The organism is Sphingomonas sp. FG14 (assembly GCF_057809675.1).
This window is the reverse complement of the sequence record NZ_JBMDKK010000003.1, coordinates 370,522-386,533: the sequence shown is the minus strand read 5'-3', so window position 1 is coordinate 386,533 and position 16,012 is coordinate 370,522. Positions and strand designations below refer to the sequence as shown.

Genomic DNA, 16,012 nt, shown 5'->3' with positions numbered 1-16,012 from the left:
TCTCTCCTCCCCCGCCCGATCAGCGTAGCGGCCGGCTCGAATATTCCGCGACCTTCATCTTGCCGAGCTGCGCCATGTGCACTTCCTCGGGTCCGTCGGTCAGGCGCACGAAACGATTGACCAGGAAAAGCTGGGCGATCGGCGTGTCGCCGCTGACCCCCATCGCGCCATGCGCCTGCAGCGCGCGGTCGCCCACGGTCTGCGCCATGGTCGGCGCGACGATCTTGATCGCGGCGATCAGATCCTTGGCGACCTTGTTGCCATGGCGGTCCATCGCGTCGGCAGCCTTCAGGGTCAGCAGCCGCGCCTGTTCGATTTCGCAGAAGGAGCGCGCGATATCCTGGCGGATGCTGCTCTGTTCGGAGAGCTTGCGGCCAAAGGCGACGCGACTCTCGACGCGGTGCGCCATATATTCGAGCATGCGCTGCGCCTGTCCGATCGAGCGCATGCAATGATGGATGCGGCCGGGCCCAAGCCGCCCTTGCGCGATCTCGAAGCCGCGGCCTTCGCCGAGCAGCAGATTCTCCCTGGGCACGCGGACGTCGTTGAAGCGCAGCTCCGCATGGCCGCCCGGCGAATGGACGGTGCCGAACACGCTCAGCGGCCGAACGACTTCGATGCCCGGCGTGTCGCGCGGAATCAGGATCTGCGAGAAGCGCTGGTGACGCGGCGCATCGTCCGAGGTCTTGCCCAGGAGGATCAGGATCTTGCAGCGCGGATCGAGCGCGCCGGAGATCCACCATTTGCGGCCGTTGATCACATAATCGTCGCCATCGGCGCGAATCGTGGTCTCGATATTTGTCGCGTCGGACGACGCCACCTGCGGCTCGGTCATAACATAGGCCGAGCGGATCTCACCGGCGAGCAGCGGCTTCAGCCAGCGCTCCTGCTGTTCGGGCGTGCCGTATTTCGCGAGCACTTCCATATTGCCGGTGTCGGGTGCGTTGCAGTTGAAGAATTCGGACGCCCAACTCACCCGGCCCATCGCCTCGGCAAGCGGCGCATATTCCAGATTGGTGAGGCCGGGGCTCCATGCGCCATATTCGTGCGGCAGGAACAGGTTCCACAGCCCTGCCTCGCGCGCCTTCTGCTTGATCGCTTCGGTGCCGGGCCAGACCTTCCACAGATTGTCCTGATCGTGGATGAAGGCGCTGCGCTCCGCCTCGATCGGATAGACATGCGCGTCCATGAAGGTTTCGACCTGAGCGAGCAGCGCCTTCACCTTGTCCGAATATTCGAAATTCATCGCGGGTCTCCGATTGGGCGCTAGAGCGTGAGGCCGCCATCGACGAGGATCGTCTGGCCGGTGACATAGGCGGCGAGCGGCGAGGCGAGGAACAGCGCGACACCCGCCATATCCTCCGAGGTTCCGAACCGGCCGAGCGGCATCTTGGCGAGCGCCTTTTCGCGGCGTTCGGGATGATCCATCGTCACCTTGGTGAGCTTGGTCTCGACCAGCGACGGTGCGAGCCCATTGACGCGGATGCCCTCAGGCGCCCAGGCCTGCGCGAGCGTGCGGGTGAGGTTGACCGCCCCCGCCTTCGACGCCGCATAGGCCGGATTGCCGAGCGTCGCACGGAAACCGGCGACCGAATTGACCACGACGATGCTCCCCTGCGCCGCAGCCAGCGCCGGTTTGAAGCGTTCGGAACAATGCATGACGCTGTCGAGATTGATCGCCATCACCTTGTCCCAGCCGGCGCGCTCGAATTCCTGGCGGCGATAAAGCACCGCGCCTTGCGAAAGGACGAGGATGTCGAGCCCGTCGAACGGCGCGGGCGCCGACGCGATCGCGTCGGGATCGGAGACGTCAACGCAATCATAGCCAAGGCCGGTCAGGTCCGATCCCTCGTCGGCTGAATAGTCGGCCGCACTCGCCCGTGTGCCCCAGACATGGACTTGCGCGCCGCGCGTACGGAATGCCTGGGCGATGCCGTTGCCGATGCCGCTCGACCCGCCGACGACCAGGACCGACTTTCCGGTGAAATCGAGTTCGTTCATTCTGCCCTTACCCCCAATGTCATGCGATGCGGCGCAATGCGCGTTCGAACAGGCGGACGGCGCGATCGTGGAGCTTGTCGCCGATCTCCTTCGGCGCCTTGCCAACGGCGGCGCGCGCATGGGTTCCTTCGAGGAGGATGCCGAGCTTGTAGCAGGCGAGCACCGCGTACCAGTCGATCGCCGAGAGATCGCGCGACGACCGCGCGGCATAGGCATCGACCAGTTCCTGTGCCGTCGGGAAGCCGATCCACGGCTTGACGCTGACCATCGGCACCGTCTCGACCGGATCGAGCCAGGTCGCGAGCAGCCAGCCCAGGTCGATCAGCGGATCGCCGATCGTCGCCAGTTCCCAGTCGACGATCGCGGCGAGTTCGCCCGAGTCCTCACGATACATCACGTTGGCGAGGTGATAATCGCCATGCATGATCCCCGGCGTGAACCGCTCCGGCCGATGCGCGTCGAGCCAGGCGCCTACACGATCGACGCCGGGCAGGCCGGCAGCACCAGACCAGCCGGCGAACTCGCCATAGCTTTCGAGCTGCGCCTTCCAGCGCGAGACCTGGCGCTCGAGATAATTGTCGGGCTTGCCGAAATCGGAGAGGCCGAGCGCGACATGATCGAGCGCGCCCAATGCCGCGACCCCCTCGACCAAAGCGATGCCCATGCGATGCTGCACTTCGGCCGATCCGGCATGGAGGTCCGGCAAGCCCGCCACCGGATTGAAGCCCTTGATCGGCTCCATCAGATAGAATGCCGCGCCCAGCACGCTTTCGTCGCCACAGGATGCGATCAGCCGGGGATGCGGCACCGCGGTGTCCGCGATCGCGGCGAGCAGGCGCGCCTCGCGCCGCATCGTCTCGTTGGAATTGCTGCGCAGATGCTGCGGCGGACGGCGCAACACATAGGGCCGGCCAGCGCGCTCGAAACGGATCAGGATGTTCTGGGTGCCGCCGGCCAGCGCCTCGACATTTTCGATGGCGCCGACACCGAGTCGTTCGGCGTCCATCCAGTCGGTCAGCGCGGAAACGTCGATCTGGTCCACCCTTTCCTCATCCTCTCGCCTGATCTAATTCATTTGGATAATGCGCTTGACGCGGAGGCTTGGCAATGAAATTCTGCACTCATGGTTAGATTGTCACCAAAACAGCCTGGGGCGGCGGCCGAACATATGAAGCGCGTGGCGCGCCGGCTGTTCGCCGAACGCGGCGTCGATGGCGTAACGGTGCGCGACATCGCCATGGCGGCGGGGCAGCGCAATCATGGCGCGGTCAGCTATCATTTCGGATCGAAGGAAACCTTGGTCCGCGAGATCATCCGCGACGGCGCGATCCTGATCGACGAGCGGCGCAACGCCACGCTCGACGCACTCGAAGCGAAGGGCGGACCATCGAGCATCTCCGAGGTCGTCGACGTGCTGCTCTACACCGCGACGGCGATGGACGAGTCGGCGGCGGGCGAGGACAGCTATATCCGCTTCGTCACCATGCTGGGCATGACCCACCGTGATCTGTTCCTGAGCGCGCTCGAAGGGCGATGGAATTCAGGCTATCTGCGCTGCCTCGATCATCTTCGCCGGCTGATGCCCGATATACCGCCGGCGATGAAGAATCAGCGCTTCGTGTTCATGGGCGCCTATCTGAGCAGCATCCTGTCGCTACGCGAGGCGGCGCTGACCGACACGAGCCGCGCGCATCCGATCTGGCAATCGGACACGACATTGCGGCATTTCGCGCGCACGCTGACAGCCTTGATCGAAACCCCCGACGGTCCGCCGTCGGATGCAGCGGGGTCATAGCATGCGGAAGGAGCCGACCGCAGCCGCCGACCTGAGCTTGCGCGAACGCCTGCTCGCTGCCGATCTCGCCGCGCTGATGGGTGAAGCGCGCGATCTGCGCGATGCCGGCCATGGCCGGCTGCAGAGCTGGTCGCCCAAGGTCTTCATCCCGCTGACCCAGCTCTGCCGCGACCTTTGCCATTATTGCACCTTCTCCCGCCCGCCCGAACGCGGCGCCAGGGCCTATCTGACGCGCGCCGAAGTCCTCGAAATCGCGCGCGCCGGCCAGCGTGCGGGATGCACCGAGGCGCTCTTCACATTGGGTGAAAAGCCCGAACTGCGCCACCGGCTGGCGCGCGAGGAACTCGATCGGCTGGGGCACGAAACCACGCTGTCCTACCTCGCCGAAATGTGTGCGGCGGTGATCGCGGAAACCGGACTGCTGCCGCACATCAATGCCGGCACTATGGACCGCGACGAGATGGCGATGCTGCGTCGCGTATCGGTGAGCCAGGGGCTGATGCTCGAATCGACCGCCGAACGGCTCTGCGCACCCGGCGGACCGCACTACCGATCGCCGGACAAGCTGCCCGCTGCGCGGCTGGAGACGATCCGGCTCGCGGGCGAGCTTGCCATTCCCTTCACCAGCGGCATCCTGATCGGCATCGGTGAGACGCGCGACGAACGGCTCGACGCCTTGTTCGCGCTCGCCGGGCTGCACCGGGACCATGGCCATATCCAGGAAATCATCGTCCAGAATTTCCGTGCGAAGGATCGGACGCCGATGGCGCACGCGCCCGAGCCCGATCTGGACGAATTGCTCTGGACGATCGCCGCCGCGCGGCTGATCTTCGGCCCGGCGATGAACCTTCAGGCGCCGCCCAATCTGAGCGCCGCCGATTTCCCGGCGCTGATGGCGGCGGGAATCAACGACTGGGGCGGCATTTCGCCGGTCACGCCCGATCATGTGAATCCCGAGGCACCCTGGCCCGAAGTCGAACGGCTGCGGCAGCGCACCGCGCAACATGGCCGCATGCTCGTTCGGCGACTGCCGGTGTATCCGGCCTATGCGCTGGACAATGCGCGCTGGCAGGACCCAGCGCTCGCCCCGCTGGTTCGTCGCGCGAGCGATGCCACGGGCTTTGCGCGGGACGACGACTGGGCGCCCGGCACCACGATCACCCCACGCATCGCGCCGGCATCGTCCGACCTTACCGTTGCCCCCGCCATTGCCGATGCGATCGATCGTGCGATGGCCGGCAAGCGACTGGACGAGAGCGAGATCGTCGCGCTGTTCGAGGCGCGCGACACCGATGTCGAGCATGTCTGCGCCGCCGCCGACCAGTTGCGGCGCGAGACCTGTGGCGACACCGTCACCTATGTTGTCAACCGCAACATCAATTATACCAATATCTGCAATTACCGCTGCGGCTTCTGCGCCTTCTCCAAGGGCAGCACGCACGAGGCACTGCGCGGCCGCCCCTATGACCTCGATCATGGCGAAGTCATCCGCCGTGCGGTGGAAGCCCAGGCACGCGGCGCGACCGAGCTTTGCCTGCAAGGCGGCATTCACCCGCATTATACTGGAGAAACCTATCTCGCGCTCTGCCGGGTGCTCAAATCAGCAACGCCTGAGTTGCATATCCATGCCTTCTCCCCGCTCGAAGTGGCACAGGGCGCCGCGACGCTCGGCCTGTCGGCGGAGGATTTCCTCCGTCGCCTCAAGGCAGCGGGGCTCAACACGCTGCCCGGCACGGCGGCCGAGATCCTCGACGACGAGGTCCGCGCGATCCTCTGCCCGGACAAGCTCGATACCGCCGGCTGGCTGCATGTGATCGAGGCGGCGCATCGCGTCGGTTTCCGCACCACCGCCACAATCATGTTCGGCCATGTCGATACGCCGCGTCACTGGGCACGGCACCTGCTCGCGATCCGCGACCTCCAGGCGCGCACCGGCGGTTTCACCGAATTCGTCCCCCTGCCCTTCGTCCATATGGAAGCGCCATTGGCGCTGAAGGGAGGAACACGGACCGGCCCGACCTTCCGCGAAGTGCGGCTGATGCACGCCGTCGCCCGGCTGGTGCTGCACGGCCAGATCGCCAACATCCAGGCAAGCTGGGTCAAGCTGGGTCCGGCGGGCGTGCGCATGGTGCTCGACGGCGGCGTCAACGACCTTGGCGGCACGCTGATGAACGAAAGCATCTCGCGCGCGGCCGGCACGCAACATGGCCAGGAAATGCCGCCCGAAGCGATGGAGGCGCTGATCCGTTCGGCGGGTCGCACGCCACGCCAGCGCACGACGCTCTACGGCCCGATCGACGACGCACAGCACAAGCGCGGACTGGGTGCCCCCGAACTCGCACCGGTCGTACAAACGCCACCGGCCAAGCGCAGACACAGAGAGGAACTGATCGATGCAGGATGAACGCCCCATAATCGCCGTGCTTGGCGGAACCGGCAAGGAAGGCAGCGGCCTGGCGCTGCGCTGGGCTCACGCCGGCTATCCGGTGGTGATCGGCAGCCGCTCCGCCGACAAGGCGATCGAGGCCGCCACCGAAATGAACGAGACGTTGGGCCGCGATGCCGTGCGCGGCTCGGGCAATGGAGACGCGGCGGCGGTGGCGCAGATCGTCGTGCTCGCCGTGCCCTATGCCGGGCAGCGTGCCACCGTCGAGGAAGTGCGCACGCATCTGGCCGGCAAGATCCTGATCGACGTGACCGTGCCGCTGGTGCCGCCCAAGGTCAACCGCGTGCAATTGCCCAATGGCGGCTCGGCGGTCGAGGCGATCCAGACCATGCTCGGCGAGGACGTGAAGGTGATCTCCGCCTTCCAGAACATCTCCGCGCACCACCTGAAGAAACTCGATGCGGAGATCGATTGCGACGTGATCGTCTGCGGCGACGATCGCGAGGCGACGGATCTGGTTGTCGGCCTCGCCCAGGCGATCGGGCTCGGCGCTTGGAATGGCGGCGTGCTCGCCAATTCGGTGGTGAGCGAGGGGCTGACCTCAGTGCTGATCGCCCTGAACCAGCGCTACAAGGTGCCGGGTGCCGGCATCCGGATCACGGGGATTCCGCGGGATTGATCAGGCTCGGGCCTGGTCCCTTCGGGATCAGGCCCACTCACCCTTTGTCATTCCCGCGCAGGCGGGAATCCATACCCTCGATCGTGAAAAACAAAGCAACGACTGTGTTTATGGATCCCCGCCTACGCGGGGATGACGGGTGCGAGAATGCAAACCAACACCCTCACCGTTTGTCCCGAGCGAAGTCGAGGGACGTTGGTCGCGGCGCAACGCGTCTCGACTTCGGCCTATAGGCCGAAGTTCATCCTGAGCGCCCGCCCCGGCGGGCAGTCGAAGGTCTCGACACGAACGGGCTTTTTGTCAGCCCGGCAAGCCTCAATCCCCCGCAGCGTAGAGCATCTCGCCCAGTCGCTCCAACGCCTCGAGATGCTCCGCCGCACTCGCACCCGGCAGGCTGAAATTGAGCGAACGGACACCGAAGTCGCGGCGGATGCGGATCTCATCAAGGATCTGCTGCTTGTCGAGCCCGGTGACGTTGAGCGTCATCTCCATCACGATATCGTCCGGATTGCGCCCGGCCTCGATCGCGGCGGCGTTGACCGTATCGACCGCCGCCTGCCCCTCTGCATCGGGCTTGAAGATCGGTAGCCAGCCATCCGCGAGCCGACCGACGCGACGCAACACCACATCGGGCGGGATCGGCGCGATCGTGCGGCCCATGCCGAAGAACAAGGGGATCGGCCGCTGGATCGGCCGGGGCGCCAGACTGACGTCAGCGAACTTGTGCCATTCGCCGTCATAGCTGACTTCGTTTTCGCTCCAGAGGCGACGCAGCACGTCCACCTGTTCCTCGAAACGCTTGCCGCGCGTCTTGAAGTCCATGCCCATCGCATCGAATTCGAGCGGATTATAGCCGACCGCGACGCCCAGGGTGAGCCGGCCGCCCGAAAGAATATCGACCTCCGCCGCCTGTTTGGCCACCAGCACCGTCTGGCGCTGCGGCAGGCCGAGAACACCGGTCACGAAATGGATGCGCGTCGTGATCGCCGACAGATAGGCCATCAGCGTGAAGACCTCGCGGATCGTGCTCTTGTCGGTATAGGGGGTCTGCGCGATGCCGCCATGGCGCTCGGCAACGATGCCGACGACATGGTCGAGCAGCCGGATGCGATCGAAACCGATCTCCTCCGAACGCGTCACGAAACGGATCAACGGTTCGAGTTCGGGCCCGAACCCGGGGAAGCGATACAGGTTCGTCCCGAACAGCATATCCGAAATCATGACATCCTCCGACGTATATGGTTTCGCGTCGTTTGATCGGAAAACCGGTCCCCACTTTTCCGAACGACGCGTCTAATTCATTTGGATAATGCGCTTGACGCGGTCGCTTGGCAATGAGATTTTGACCTATAGGGCAAAATTGGTGCCGTTGGACGAGGAGCCGCATTGTGGGTGAAGCCTATATCGCATCGATCGCACGCAGCGCAGGGGGCAAGCGCAACGGGCGGCTGGCCGGCATGCATCCCGCCGATCTTGCAGGCGCGATCGTCAAGGCGGCGATCGAGCGCGCGGGCGCCGATCCGGCGCTGATCGAGGACGTGATCATGGGTTGCGCCTGCCCCGGCGGACAGCAGGGCGCGAATATCGGGCGCAGTGCGGTGCTCGCCGCAGGGCTTCCGGAATCGATCCCCGGCACGACGGTCGACCGGCAATGCGGATCCTCGCAACAGGCGGTCCATTTCGCTGCCGCGACGGTGCAGGCCGGGCTGATGGACGTGGTCGTCGCCGCCGGCGTCGAAAGCATGACGCGGGTGCCGATGGGCCTGCCCTGGACGCTGCCGGCGCAACACGGCTTCGGCACCTATCGCAGCCCCGGCATCGATGCGCGCTATGGCGAGACGCCGTTCAGCCAGTTCAAGGGCGCGGAGATGATGGCGGAGAAATACGGCTTCGACCGCAATGCGCTCGATACCTATGCGCTCGAAAGCCATCGTCGCGCGGCGGCCGCGACCGAGGCGGGGCATTTCGGACGCGAGATCGTGCCGCTCGACGTTACCCCGGCCGATGGTCAAACCGTCCGCCACGATCGCGACGAAGGCATCCGCGCGGACGCCACGCTGGAAGGGATCGCCTCGGTCAAGCTCCTGCAGGAAGGCGGCCGTATCAGCGCCGCCAATGCCAGCCAGATCTGCGACGGCGCGGCCGCGCTGGTAATCGCCAGCGAAGCCGGACTGAAGGCGCTGGGCGCGGCGCCGCTGGCGCGGATCCATCACATGTCGGTACTCGGCCATGATCCGGTGATCATGCTGGAGGCACCGATCCCCGCGACCGAGCGCGCGCTCGGCCGCGCTGGCCTGTCGATCGGCGACATCGACCTGTATGAAGTCAACGAGGCTTTCGCGCCGGTTCCGCTTGCCTGGGCACAGGCCCTCGGCGCCGATCCGGCCCGGATGAACGTCCATGGCGGCGCGATCGCGCTCGGCCATCCGCTGGGCGGCAGCGGCGCGAAGCTGATGGCGACCTTGGTCGCGGCGCTCCACACCCATGGCGGGCGCTATGGCTTGCAGACGATGTGTGAAGCTGGCGGCATGGCGAATGTGACGATCATCGAGCGGGTTTAACCCCTGTCGCTCCAGCGAAAGCTGGAGCCCATCGGATCTTCGTGCCACGGTGTCGTCGGACGCATCGCATGGGCTCCAGCTTTCGCTGGAGCGACAGTGGAAAGGTCCGGAATTCAACCGCCGATGTTCCGGCCTAGCTCGCGGTTGAACGACAGAGCGACCAAGGTCCCGATCGCACCCGACAGCAGATAGGCGCCGGCCGCGAGCAGTCCGAACGCGCTCGACAGCCAGAGCGCCACCAGCGGTGCGAAGCCCGCGCCGAACAGCCAGGCGAGATCGGAGGTGAGCGCCGAGCCGGTGTAGCGGTGCTGCTGGCCGAAACTGGCCGACAGCGCCCCCGAGGACTGGCCGAACGACAGGCCGAGCAGCACGAAGCCGAGGAACATGAACGCCGCCTCGCCGAACTCGCCGGCGTCGAGCAATTGCGGCGCGAAGCCGCTGAATGCCGCGATCGCCGCCGCGGTCACGCCGAGCACGGCACGTCGCCCGAACCGGTCGGCCAGATAGCCGGAGGCGATGATCGCGACGATGCCGAGCGCAGCCGCCACCGCTTCTATCACCAGGAAGCGTACCGGCGTTTCCTCGGTGAAGAGGAACACCCAGGAGAGCGGGAACACCGTCACCATATGGAACATCGCGAAGCTGGCCAGCGGCGCGAAGGCGCCCGCTGCGATCACGCGCCATTCTGAGCGCACGGTTTCCGTGATCCGTGCGGGCTGCAATTCGCGATTCTCGAACAGCAGGGCGTATTCGGGCGTCACCACGATCCGCAGGCGCGCGAACAGCGCGACCACGTTGATCGCGAACGCGACGAAGAAAGGATAGCGCCAGCCCCAGGCCAGGAAATCCTCGGCCGGCAGCGATGAGATCAGGAACATGAACAGCAGGCTGGCGACGATCAGGCCGAGCGGTGCGCCAAGCTGGGGCACCATCGCATACCAACCGCGCTTGCCCTCCGGCGCGTTGAGCGCGAGCAAGGAGGCGAGCCCGTCCCATGACCCACCGAGCGCGACGCCCTGCCCCATGCGGAACAGCGCCAGCAACAGCGCGGAGCCGATACCGATGCTTTCATAGCCCGGCAGGAACGCGATCGCCGCGGTCGATCCGCCAAGAAGGAACAGCGCGATGGTGAGCTTGGCGCCCCGGCCATAAGCGCGGTCGATCGCGGTGAAGATCGCGGTGCCCACAGGCCGCGCCATGAAAGCGAGCGCGAAGATCGCGAAGGACCATAATGTGCCCTGGAGCGGATCCATGTGCGGAAAGACCAGCTTCGGGAACACCAGCACCGACGCGATCGCATAGACGAAGAAATCGAAGAATTCCGACGTCCGGCCGATGATCACGCCGATCGCGATCTCGCCGGGCGCGATCTTGTGGCCATCGGCGTTCAGCGCGCGGGCGTCGCGCTCGGCCTGGGTCACGGGAACTGTTTCGGCAGTCATCGGATCATCGTCCACATCTTCGCCGCACGCGGCATGAGTCGTCGCAAGGCATGGCGCCCCGTCATGAAACGCCCCTGCGCCAATCGGGGCAATCCGGGGATTGGACAAAATGTCCTATGTGCGGTGCAGCATGACACGCTTAACCGCACTGCCATGTCCGCTCACCTCGCCCGATTCAGGCCCGGCATGCGCCTGCTCCCGCTTCTGGCCATGCTGCCGCTGCTTGGCGGCTGCGACATGGTCGTGCTCGATCCGGCCGGCGACGTCGCGCGGCAGCAGGGCAATCTGATCGTCATCTCGACGGTGCTGATGCTGCTGATCATCGTACCCGTGATGGCGCTGACGGTGTTCTTCGCCTGGCACTATCGCGCCGCGAACAGCGACGCGACCTACAAGCCGGACTGGGACCATTCGACGCAACTCGAGCTGGTGATCTGGGCGGCGCCGCTGCTGATCATCATCTGTCTGGGCGCGCTCACCTGGGTCGCGACGCACCTGCTCGACCCCTATCGCCCGCTTGCCCGCACCGCCGCCGGCGTTCCGGTCGCCGCCGAAGTGAAGCCGCTCGAGGTCAACGTCGTCGCGCTCGACTGGAAATGGCTGTTCATCTACCCCGAACAGGGCATCGCCACCGTCAACGAGCTGGCCGTGCCCGTCGATCGCCCGATCATGTTCCGCATCTCCGCCTCGTCGGTGATGAACAGCTTCTACATTCCGGCTCTGGCGGGGCAGATCTACGCGATGCCCGGCATGGAGACGCGCCTGCACGGCGTGTTCAACCATGAAGGCGATTTCACCGGCTTTTCCGCCAATTATTCGGGCGCCGGCTTCTCCAACATGCGCTTCGCGGTGAAGAGCCTGTCCGCCGACGGGTTCGCGCGCTGGGCGGACGGCGCCAGGGGCACCGGCCAGTCGCTCGATCGGACCGCCTATCTGAAGCTCGAACGCCCGAGCGAGAAGGAACCGGTCCAGCGCTTCGACTCGGTCGATCCCGCGCTGTTCGACGCGGTCGTCAATCTCTGCGTCGAACCCGGCAAGATGTGCATGCACGACATGATGTCGATCGACGCCAAGGGCGGCCTGGGCATGGCCGGCGTGTATAATGTCCGAGACCTCGCTTACGACAAGTTCGCGGCGCGCGGCAGCACGGCAGCGACGCTCAAGCCCCGCTATGTCGCCGCGGCCTGCGCGGTGCCGATGGCGCCGAGCAAGGCCTCTCTCGACCGCCCCGTCGATCTGGCGCCGCTGACCGGAGCCGGCCTCTCGCGGCCGAGCAGGTCGCTCGCGCCCGAACGCACCGCCCGCAACGAGACGCCGATCCCCGGCCGTCCCCTGATCTGATCGTATCGAGATCGCCATGACCCCGCCTCCCCCGCCCGCAACCGACCCCATCTGGGGCCGCCTGTCGCTCGACGCGATTCCGCTGCACGAACCGATCCTGATCGCCACCTTCGGCGCGGTGGTGCTCGGCGGCCTCGCGCTGCTCGCGCTGATCACGAAATATCGCCTGTGGGGCTGGCTGTGGCGGGAATGGTTCACCACCGTCGACCACAAGAAGATCGGGATCATGTACATGATCCTGGGCCTGATCATGTTCCTGCGCGGATTCGCCGATGCGATCATGATGCGGCTGCAGCAAGCGATGGCCTTCGGCGGATCCGAAGGCTATCTGAACGCGCATCATTACGACCAGATCTTCACCGCCCACGGCGTGATCATGATCTTCTTCGTGGCGATGCCCTTCATCACCGGACTGATGAACTATATCGTCCCGCTGCAGATCGGCGCGCGCGACGTATCCTTCCCGTTCCTCAACAATTTCAGCTTCTGGATGACGACGGCGGGCGCGGTGCTCACCATGGTCTCGCTGTTCGTCGGCGAGTTCGCGCAGACCGGATGGCTCGCCTATCCGCCGCTGTCCGGCATCGCCTACAGCCCCAATGTCGGCGTCGACTATTATATCTGGGCGCTCCAGATAGCCGGCGTGGGTACGACATTATCGGGCATCAACCTGATCGTGACGATCCTGAAGCTGCGCGCGCCGGGCATGGGGCTGATGAAGATGCCCGTCTTCACCTGGACAAGCCTCTGCGCCAATATCCTGATCGTCGCCTCCTTCCCGGTCTTGACCGCCGTGCTCGCGCTGCTCGGGCTCGATCGCTATGCCGGCACCAACTTCTTCACCAATGACTTCGGCGGATCGCCGATGATGTACGTGAACCTGATCTGGATCTGGGGCCATCCGGAGGTCTACATCCTGATCCTGCCGCTGTTCGGCGTGTTCTCCGAAGTCACCTCCACCTTCTCCGGCAAGCGGCTCTTCGGCTACACCTCGATGGTCTATGCGACGGTGTGCATCACCATCCTGAGCTATCTCGTCTGGCTGCACCACTTCTTCACCATGGGATCGGGCGCCAGCGTCAACAGCTTCTTCGGCATCACCACCATGGTGATCTCGATCCCGACCGGGGCCAAGCTCTTCAACTGGCTTTTCACCATGTATCGCGGGCGCATCCGCTTCGACCTGCCGATGATGTGGACGATCGCCTTCATGCTCACTTTCGTGGTGGGCGGGATGACGGGCGTGCTGCTCGCGGTGCCACCCGCCGACTTCGTGCTGCACAATTCGCTATTCCTGATTGCGCATTTCCACAATGTGATCATCGGCGGCGTGCTGTTCGGCCTGTTCGCCGCGATCAATTACTGGTGGCCCAAGGCCTTCGGCTTCAAGCTCGACGTCTTCTGGGGCAAGATCAGCTTCTGGTGCTGGGTCGTCGGCTTCTGGCTCGCCTTCATGCCGCTCTATATCCTGGGCCTGATGGGCGTCACGCGGCGGATGCGCGTGTTCGACGATCCGTCGCTGCAGATCTGGTTCGTCATCGCCGGGATCGGTGCCGCGGTCATCGCGGTCGGCATCCTCGCCATGCTGATCCAGTTCGCGGTGAGCATCTGGAGGCGCGAGCAGCTTCGCGACACCAGCGGCGATCCGTGGAACGGCCGCACGCTCGAATGGGCGACCAGTTCGCCGCCACCCGACTATAATTTCGCCTTCACGCCGGTGATCCACGATCTCGACGCGTGGCACGACATGAAGCGCCGGGGCGCCGAACGGCCGCTCGCCGGATTCCGCGACATCCACATGCCCAGCAACACCGGCGCGGGCATCATCCTGGCGGGCATCAGCACCGTGCTCGGCTTCGCGCTGATCTGGCATATCTGGTGGCTGGTCGGGCTGAGCCTGATCTCGCTGATCGGCGGCGCGATCGTCCACAGCTTCAACTACAAGCGCGACTTCCACATCCCCGCCGCGACCGTGGCATCGGTGGAGGACGCACGCACCCGCCAGCTTGCCGCAGCCGGAGCCTGATCCGATGAGCACTGCCACACTGACCCAGGACGACGCACCGGTCCGCTTCTACGAACTGGACGAGCATCCGCATCCCGAAGGCCACAGCACCATGCTGGGCTTCTGGATCTATCTGATGAGCGATTGCCTCATCTTCGCGATCCTCTTCGCCTGCTACGCCGTGCTCGGCGGCAATTTCGCGGCGGGGCCCGGCCCCAAGGACCTGTTCGACCTGGAACTGATCGCGCTCAACACCGCGATGCTGCTCTTCTCGTCGATCACCTATGGCTTCGCGATGCTGTCGATGCAGCGGAACAGGCTCCGCCAGACGCAGGTCTGGCTGGGCGTGACCGGCCTGTTCGGCCTGGCCTTCCTCTCGATCGAACTCTACGAGTTCCAGCACCTGATCCATGTCGGCGCGACGCCGCAGCGCAGCGCCTTCCTCTCGGCCTTCTTCACCCTGGTCGGCACGCATGGTCTGCACGTCACCTTCGGCCTGGTCTGGCTGGTAACGCTGATCGTCCAGCTCGGCCGCCACGGCCTGATCGCGGCCAATCGCCGCCGCGTCGCATGCCTCAGCATGTTCTGGCACTTTCTCGACGTCGTCTGGATCGGCGTCTTCACCCTGGTCAATCTGATGGGAATGCTGCGATGAGCCACGATCATCCCGCCGCGGAGATCCCGCACGCATCGATGCGCGACTATGCGATCGGCTTCGTCCTGTCGGTCGTCCTGACCGCCATCCCCTTCTGGCTGGTGATGGAGAAACCCTTCGCCGCCGGCGTCACCGCCGCGATCATCATGGCTTTCGCGGTCGTGCAGATCGTCGTCCACATGATCTACTTCCTGCACATGACGCCCAGGGCGGAAGGCGGCTGGTCGATGACCGCACTGGTCTTCACCATCATCGTCGTCGCGATCATGCTGGCGGGGTCGCTCTGGGTGATGCACCATCTGAACACCAACATGATGCCGATGCCGCACGACGTAAGACAGATACCGTGACCAGCCAGGCACGCAGGCGCTCCAACCGCGCCCGTGCCATATTCGCGGGCGCGGCGCTGCTGTGCGCCGCCGCCTTCGTCGCGCTGGGCATCTGGCAGGTGGAGCGGCGCGCATGGAAGCACTCATTGATCGCGGCAGTCGAAGGCCGCATCCATGCCGCACCCGTTCCGGCCCCCGGCCCCTCCGCCTGGCCCGGCATATCGGCGGATGGCGACGCCTATCGCCATATCCGGGTGACCGGCCGTTTCCGCCACGATCGCGAAACACTGGTGCAGGCGGTGACCGATCTGGGGAGCGGCTATTGGGTGCTGACCCCGCTGGAGACACCGGATTTCACGCTGCTCGTCAATCGTGGCTTCGTGCCCCCCCATCGCAAGGATCGAACCACGCGCGCGGACGGCAATCCGTCCAGAGCGATCACCGTCTCGGGCCTGCTGCGCGTCTCCGAGCCCGGCGGCGGTTTCCTGCGCGCGAACGATCCTGACAATCACCGCTGGTATTCACGCGACGTCTCCGCCATCGCGGCCGCGCAGGGGCTCGGGCCGACAGCGCCCTATTTCATCGATGCGGACAGCACGGCCAATCCGGGCGGTTTTCCCGTCGGCGGGCTGACGGTGCTGCGTTTTGCCGACAATCACATGCAATATGCGCTGACCTGGTTCGCGCTCGCGCTCCTCTCGATCGCCGCCGCATGCTATGTGCTGCGTTCACCCGCCCCGCACAGGCCATTGCCCGCGTGACAGAGACCAGGATCAGCGCTCCTCTCGACCTCGCCCCGCCAGAGGCCGATGCCGGCC

General features: G+C 65.3%; 14 protein-coding genes. 9 read left to right on the top strand and 5 right to left on the bottom strand.

All coding sequences use genetic code 11. From position 1 onward, the window contains the following. Positions 1-19 precede the first annotated feature (19 nt). From ACODTA_RS14065 to ACODTA_RS14055, 3 genes are read right to left on the bottom strand one after another with little or no spacing between them, the layout of a single operon-like run. Positions 20-1,246 (bottom strand): acyl-CoA dehydrogenase family protein, encoded by a 1,227-nt coding sequence (locus tag ACODTA_RS14065; RefSeq protein WP_489066538.1) that lies wholly within the window; start codon positions 1,244-1,246, stop codon positions 20-22. Between the two features lie 20 nt (positions 1,247-1,266). After that, positions 1,267-2,001: an SDR family NAD(P)-dependent oxidoreductase gene (locus ACODTA_RS14060; protein ID WP_489066537.1), complete on the bottom strand. Its 735-nt coding sequence runs from the start codon at positions 1,999-2,001 to the stop codon at positions 1,267-1,269. Positions 2,002-2,020: 19 nt separating this feature from the next. Further along, a complete protein-coding gene (locus ACODTA_RS14055; protein ID WP_489066536.1) occupies positions 2,021-3,043 on the bottom strand; it encodes a phosphotransferase family protein in 1,023 nt (340 codons plus the stop codon). A gap of 126 nt (positions 3,044-3,169) precedes the next feature. Here ACODTA_RS14055 and ACODTA_RS14050 point away from each other — a divergent pair, with 126 nt between their 5' ends. Genes ACODTA_RS14050 through npdG form a run of 3 tightly spaced genes read left to right on the top strand, consistent with a single transcriptional unit; the run spans position 3,170 to position 6,861 of the window. Next, positions 3,170-3,796, top strand: coding sequence for a helix-turn-helix domain-containing protein (locus ACODTA_RS14050; protein ID WP_489066535.1), 627 nt, complete (start codon positions 3,170-3,172; stop codon positions 3,794-3,796). Between the two features lies 1 nt (position 3,797). After that, positions 3,798-6,200, top strand: coding sequence for a 5-amino-6-(D-ribitylamino)uracil--L-tyrosine 4-hydroxyphenyl transferase CofH (gene cofH, locus ACODTA_RS14045; RefSeq protein WP_489066534.1), 2,403 nt, complete (start codon positions 3,798-3,800; stop codon positions 6,198-6,200). Then, positions 6,190-6,861, top strand: coding sequence for an NADPH-dependent F420 reductase (npdG, locus tag ACODTA_RS14040; protein ID WP_489066533.1), 672 nt, complete (start codon positions 6,190-6,192; stop codon positions 6,859-6,861). Before cofH ends, npdG begins: the two co-directional genes overlap by 11 nt. A gap of 315 nt (positions 6,862-7,176) precedes the next feature. On the opposite strand, the gene ACODTA_RS14035 is transcribed toward npdG, so the two are convergent. Beyond that, complete coding sequence (locus tag ACODTA_RS14035) at positions 7,177-8,082, bottom strand: LLM class F420-dependent oxidoreductase (RefSeq protein ID WP_489066532.1); 906 nt, start codon at positions 8,080-8,082, stop codon at positions 7,177-7,179. 167 nt (positions 8,083-8,249) lie between these two features. Between ACODTA_RS14035 and ACODTA_RS14030 the strand changes: the two genes are divergently transcribed. Continuing rightward, positions 8,250-9,422 (top strand): acetyl-CoA C-acetyltransferase, encoded by a 1,173-nt coding sequence (locus tag ACODTA_RS14030; protein WP_489066531.1) that lies wholly within the window; start codon positions 8,250-8,252, stop codon positions 9,420-9,422. Between the two features lie 113 nt (positions 9,423-9,535). Here ACODTA_RS14030 and ACODTA_RS14025 read toward each other — a convergent pair whose 3' ends face one another. Continuing rightward, entirely contained in the window at positions 9,536-10,864 is a 1,329-nt protein-coding gene (locus ACODTA_RS14025) for an MFS transporter (RefSeq protein WP_489066530.1), read from the bottom strand. A gap of 210 nt (positions 10,865-11,074) precedes the next feature. Between ACODTA_RS14025 and cyoA the strand changes: the two genes are divergently transcribed. From cyoA to ACODTA_RS14000, 5 genes are read left to right on the top strand one after another with little or no spacing between them, the layout of a single operon-like run. Beyond that, the gene (gene cyoA, locus ACODTA_RS14020) at positions 11,075-12,205 is read left to right on the top strand and encodes a ubiquinol oxidase subunit II (RefSeq protein ID WP_489066529.1); all 1,131 of its coding nucleotides are present in this window, start codon (positions 11,075-11,077) and stop codon (positions 12,203-12,205) included. A gap of 16 nt (positions 12,206-12,221) precedes the next feature. Beyond that, on the top strand, positions 12,222-14,231 hold the full coding sequence (gene cyoB / locus ACODTA_RS14015; protein ID WP_489066528.1) for a cytochrome o ubiquinol oxidase subunit I: 2,010 nt from the start codon (positions 12,222-12,224) through the stop codon (positions 14,229-14,231). Between the two features lie 4 nt (positions 14,232-14,235). Continuing rightward, entirely contained in the window at positions 14,236-14,865 is a 630-nt protein-coding gene (gene cyoC / locus ACODTA_RS14010; protein WP_489066527.1) for a cytochrome o ubiquinol oxidase subunit III, read from the top strand. Then, positions 14,862-15,215, top strand: coding sequence for a cytochrome o ubiquinol oxidase subunit IV (gene cyoD, locus ACODTA_RS14005; protein WP_489066526.1), 354 nt, complete (start codon positions 14,862-14,864; stop codon positions 15,213-15,215). Before cyoC ends, cyoD begins: the two co-directional genes overlap by 4 nt. Next, on the top strand, positions 15,212-15,955 hold the full coding sequence (locus tag ACODTA_RS14000) for an SURF1 family protein (protein ID WP_489066525.1): 744 nt from the start codon (positions 15,212-15,214) through the stop codon (positions 15,953-15,955). The genes cyoD and ACODTA_RS14000 overlap by 4 nt, the downstream gene beginning before the upstream one ends. Positions 15,956-16,012: the final 57 nt, after the last annotated feature.

Excerpts from the sequence above, each read along its gene's own strand:
- ACODTA_RS14035 (WP_489066532.1), bottom strand. The coding sequence starts at position 8,082 with ATGATTTCGGATATGCTGTTCGGGACGAACCTGTATCGCTTCCCCGGG.
- ACODTA_RS14065 (WP_489066538.1), bottom strand. The coding sequence starts at position 1,246 with ATGAATTTCGAATATTCGGACAAGGTGAAGGCGCTGCTCGCTCAGGTC.
- ACODTA_RS14060 (WP_489066537.1), bottom strand. The coding sequence starts at position 2,001 with ATGAACGAACTCGATTTCACCGGAAAGTCGGTCCTGGTCGTCGGCGGG.
- ACODTA_RS14050 (WP_489066535.1), top strand. The coding sequence starts at position 3,170 with ATGAAGCGCGTGGCGCGCCGGCTGTTCGCCGAACGCGGCGTCGATGGC.
- cyoD (WP_489066526.1), top strand. The coding sequence starts at position 14,862 with ATGAGCCACGATCATCCCGCCGCGGAGATCCCGCACGCATCGATGCGC.
- cofH (WP_489066534.1), top strand. The coding sequence starts at position 3,798 with ATGCGGAAGGAGCCGACCGCAGCCGCCGACCTGAGCTTGCGCGAACGC.
- ACODTA_RS14025 (WP_489066530.1), bottom strand. The coding sequence starts at position 10,864 with ATGACTGCCGAAACAGTTCCCGTGACCCAGGCCGAGCGCGACGCCCGC.
- cyoC (WP_489066527.1), top strand. The coding sequence starts at position 14,236 with ATGAGCACTGCCACACTGACCCAGGACGACGCACCGGTCCGCTTCTAC.
- cyoB (WP_489066528.1), top strand. The coding sequence starts at position 12,222 with ATGACCCCGCCTCCCCCGCCCGCAACCGACCCCATCTGGGGCCGCCTG.
- npdG (WP_489066533.1), top strand. The coding sequence starts at position 6,190 with ATGCAGGATGAACGCCCCATAATCGCCGTGCTTGGCGGAACCGGCAAG.
- cyoA (WP_489066529.1), top strand. The coding sequence starts at position 11,075 with ATGCTGCCGCTGCTTGGCGGCTGCGACATGGTCGTGCTCGATCCGGCC.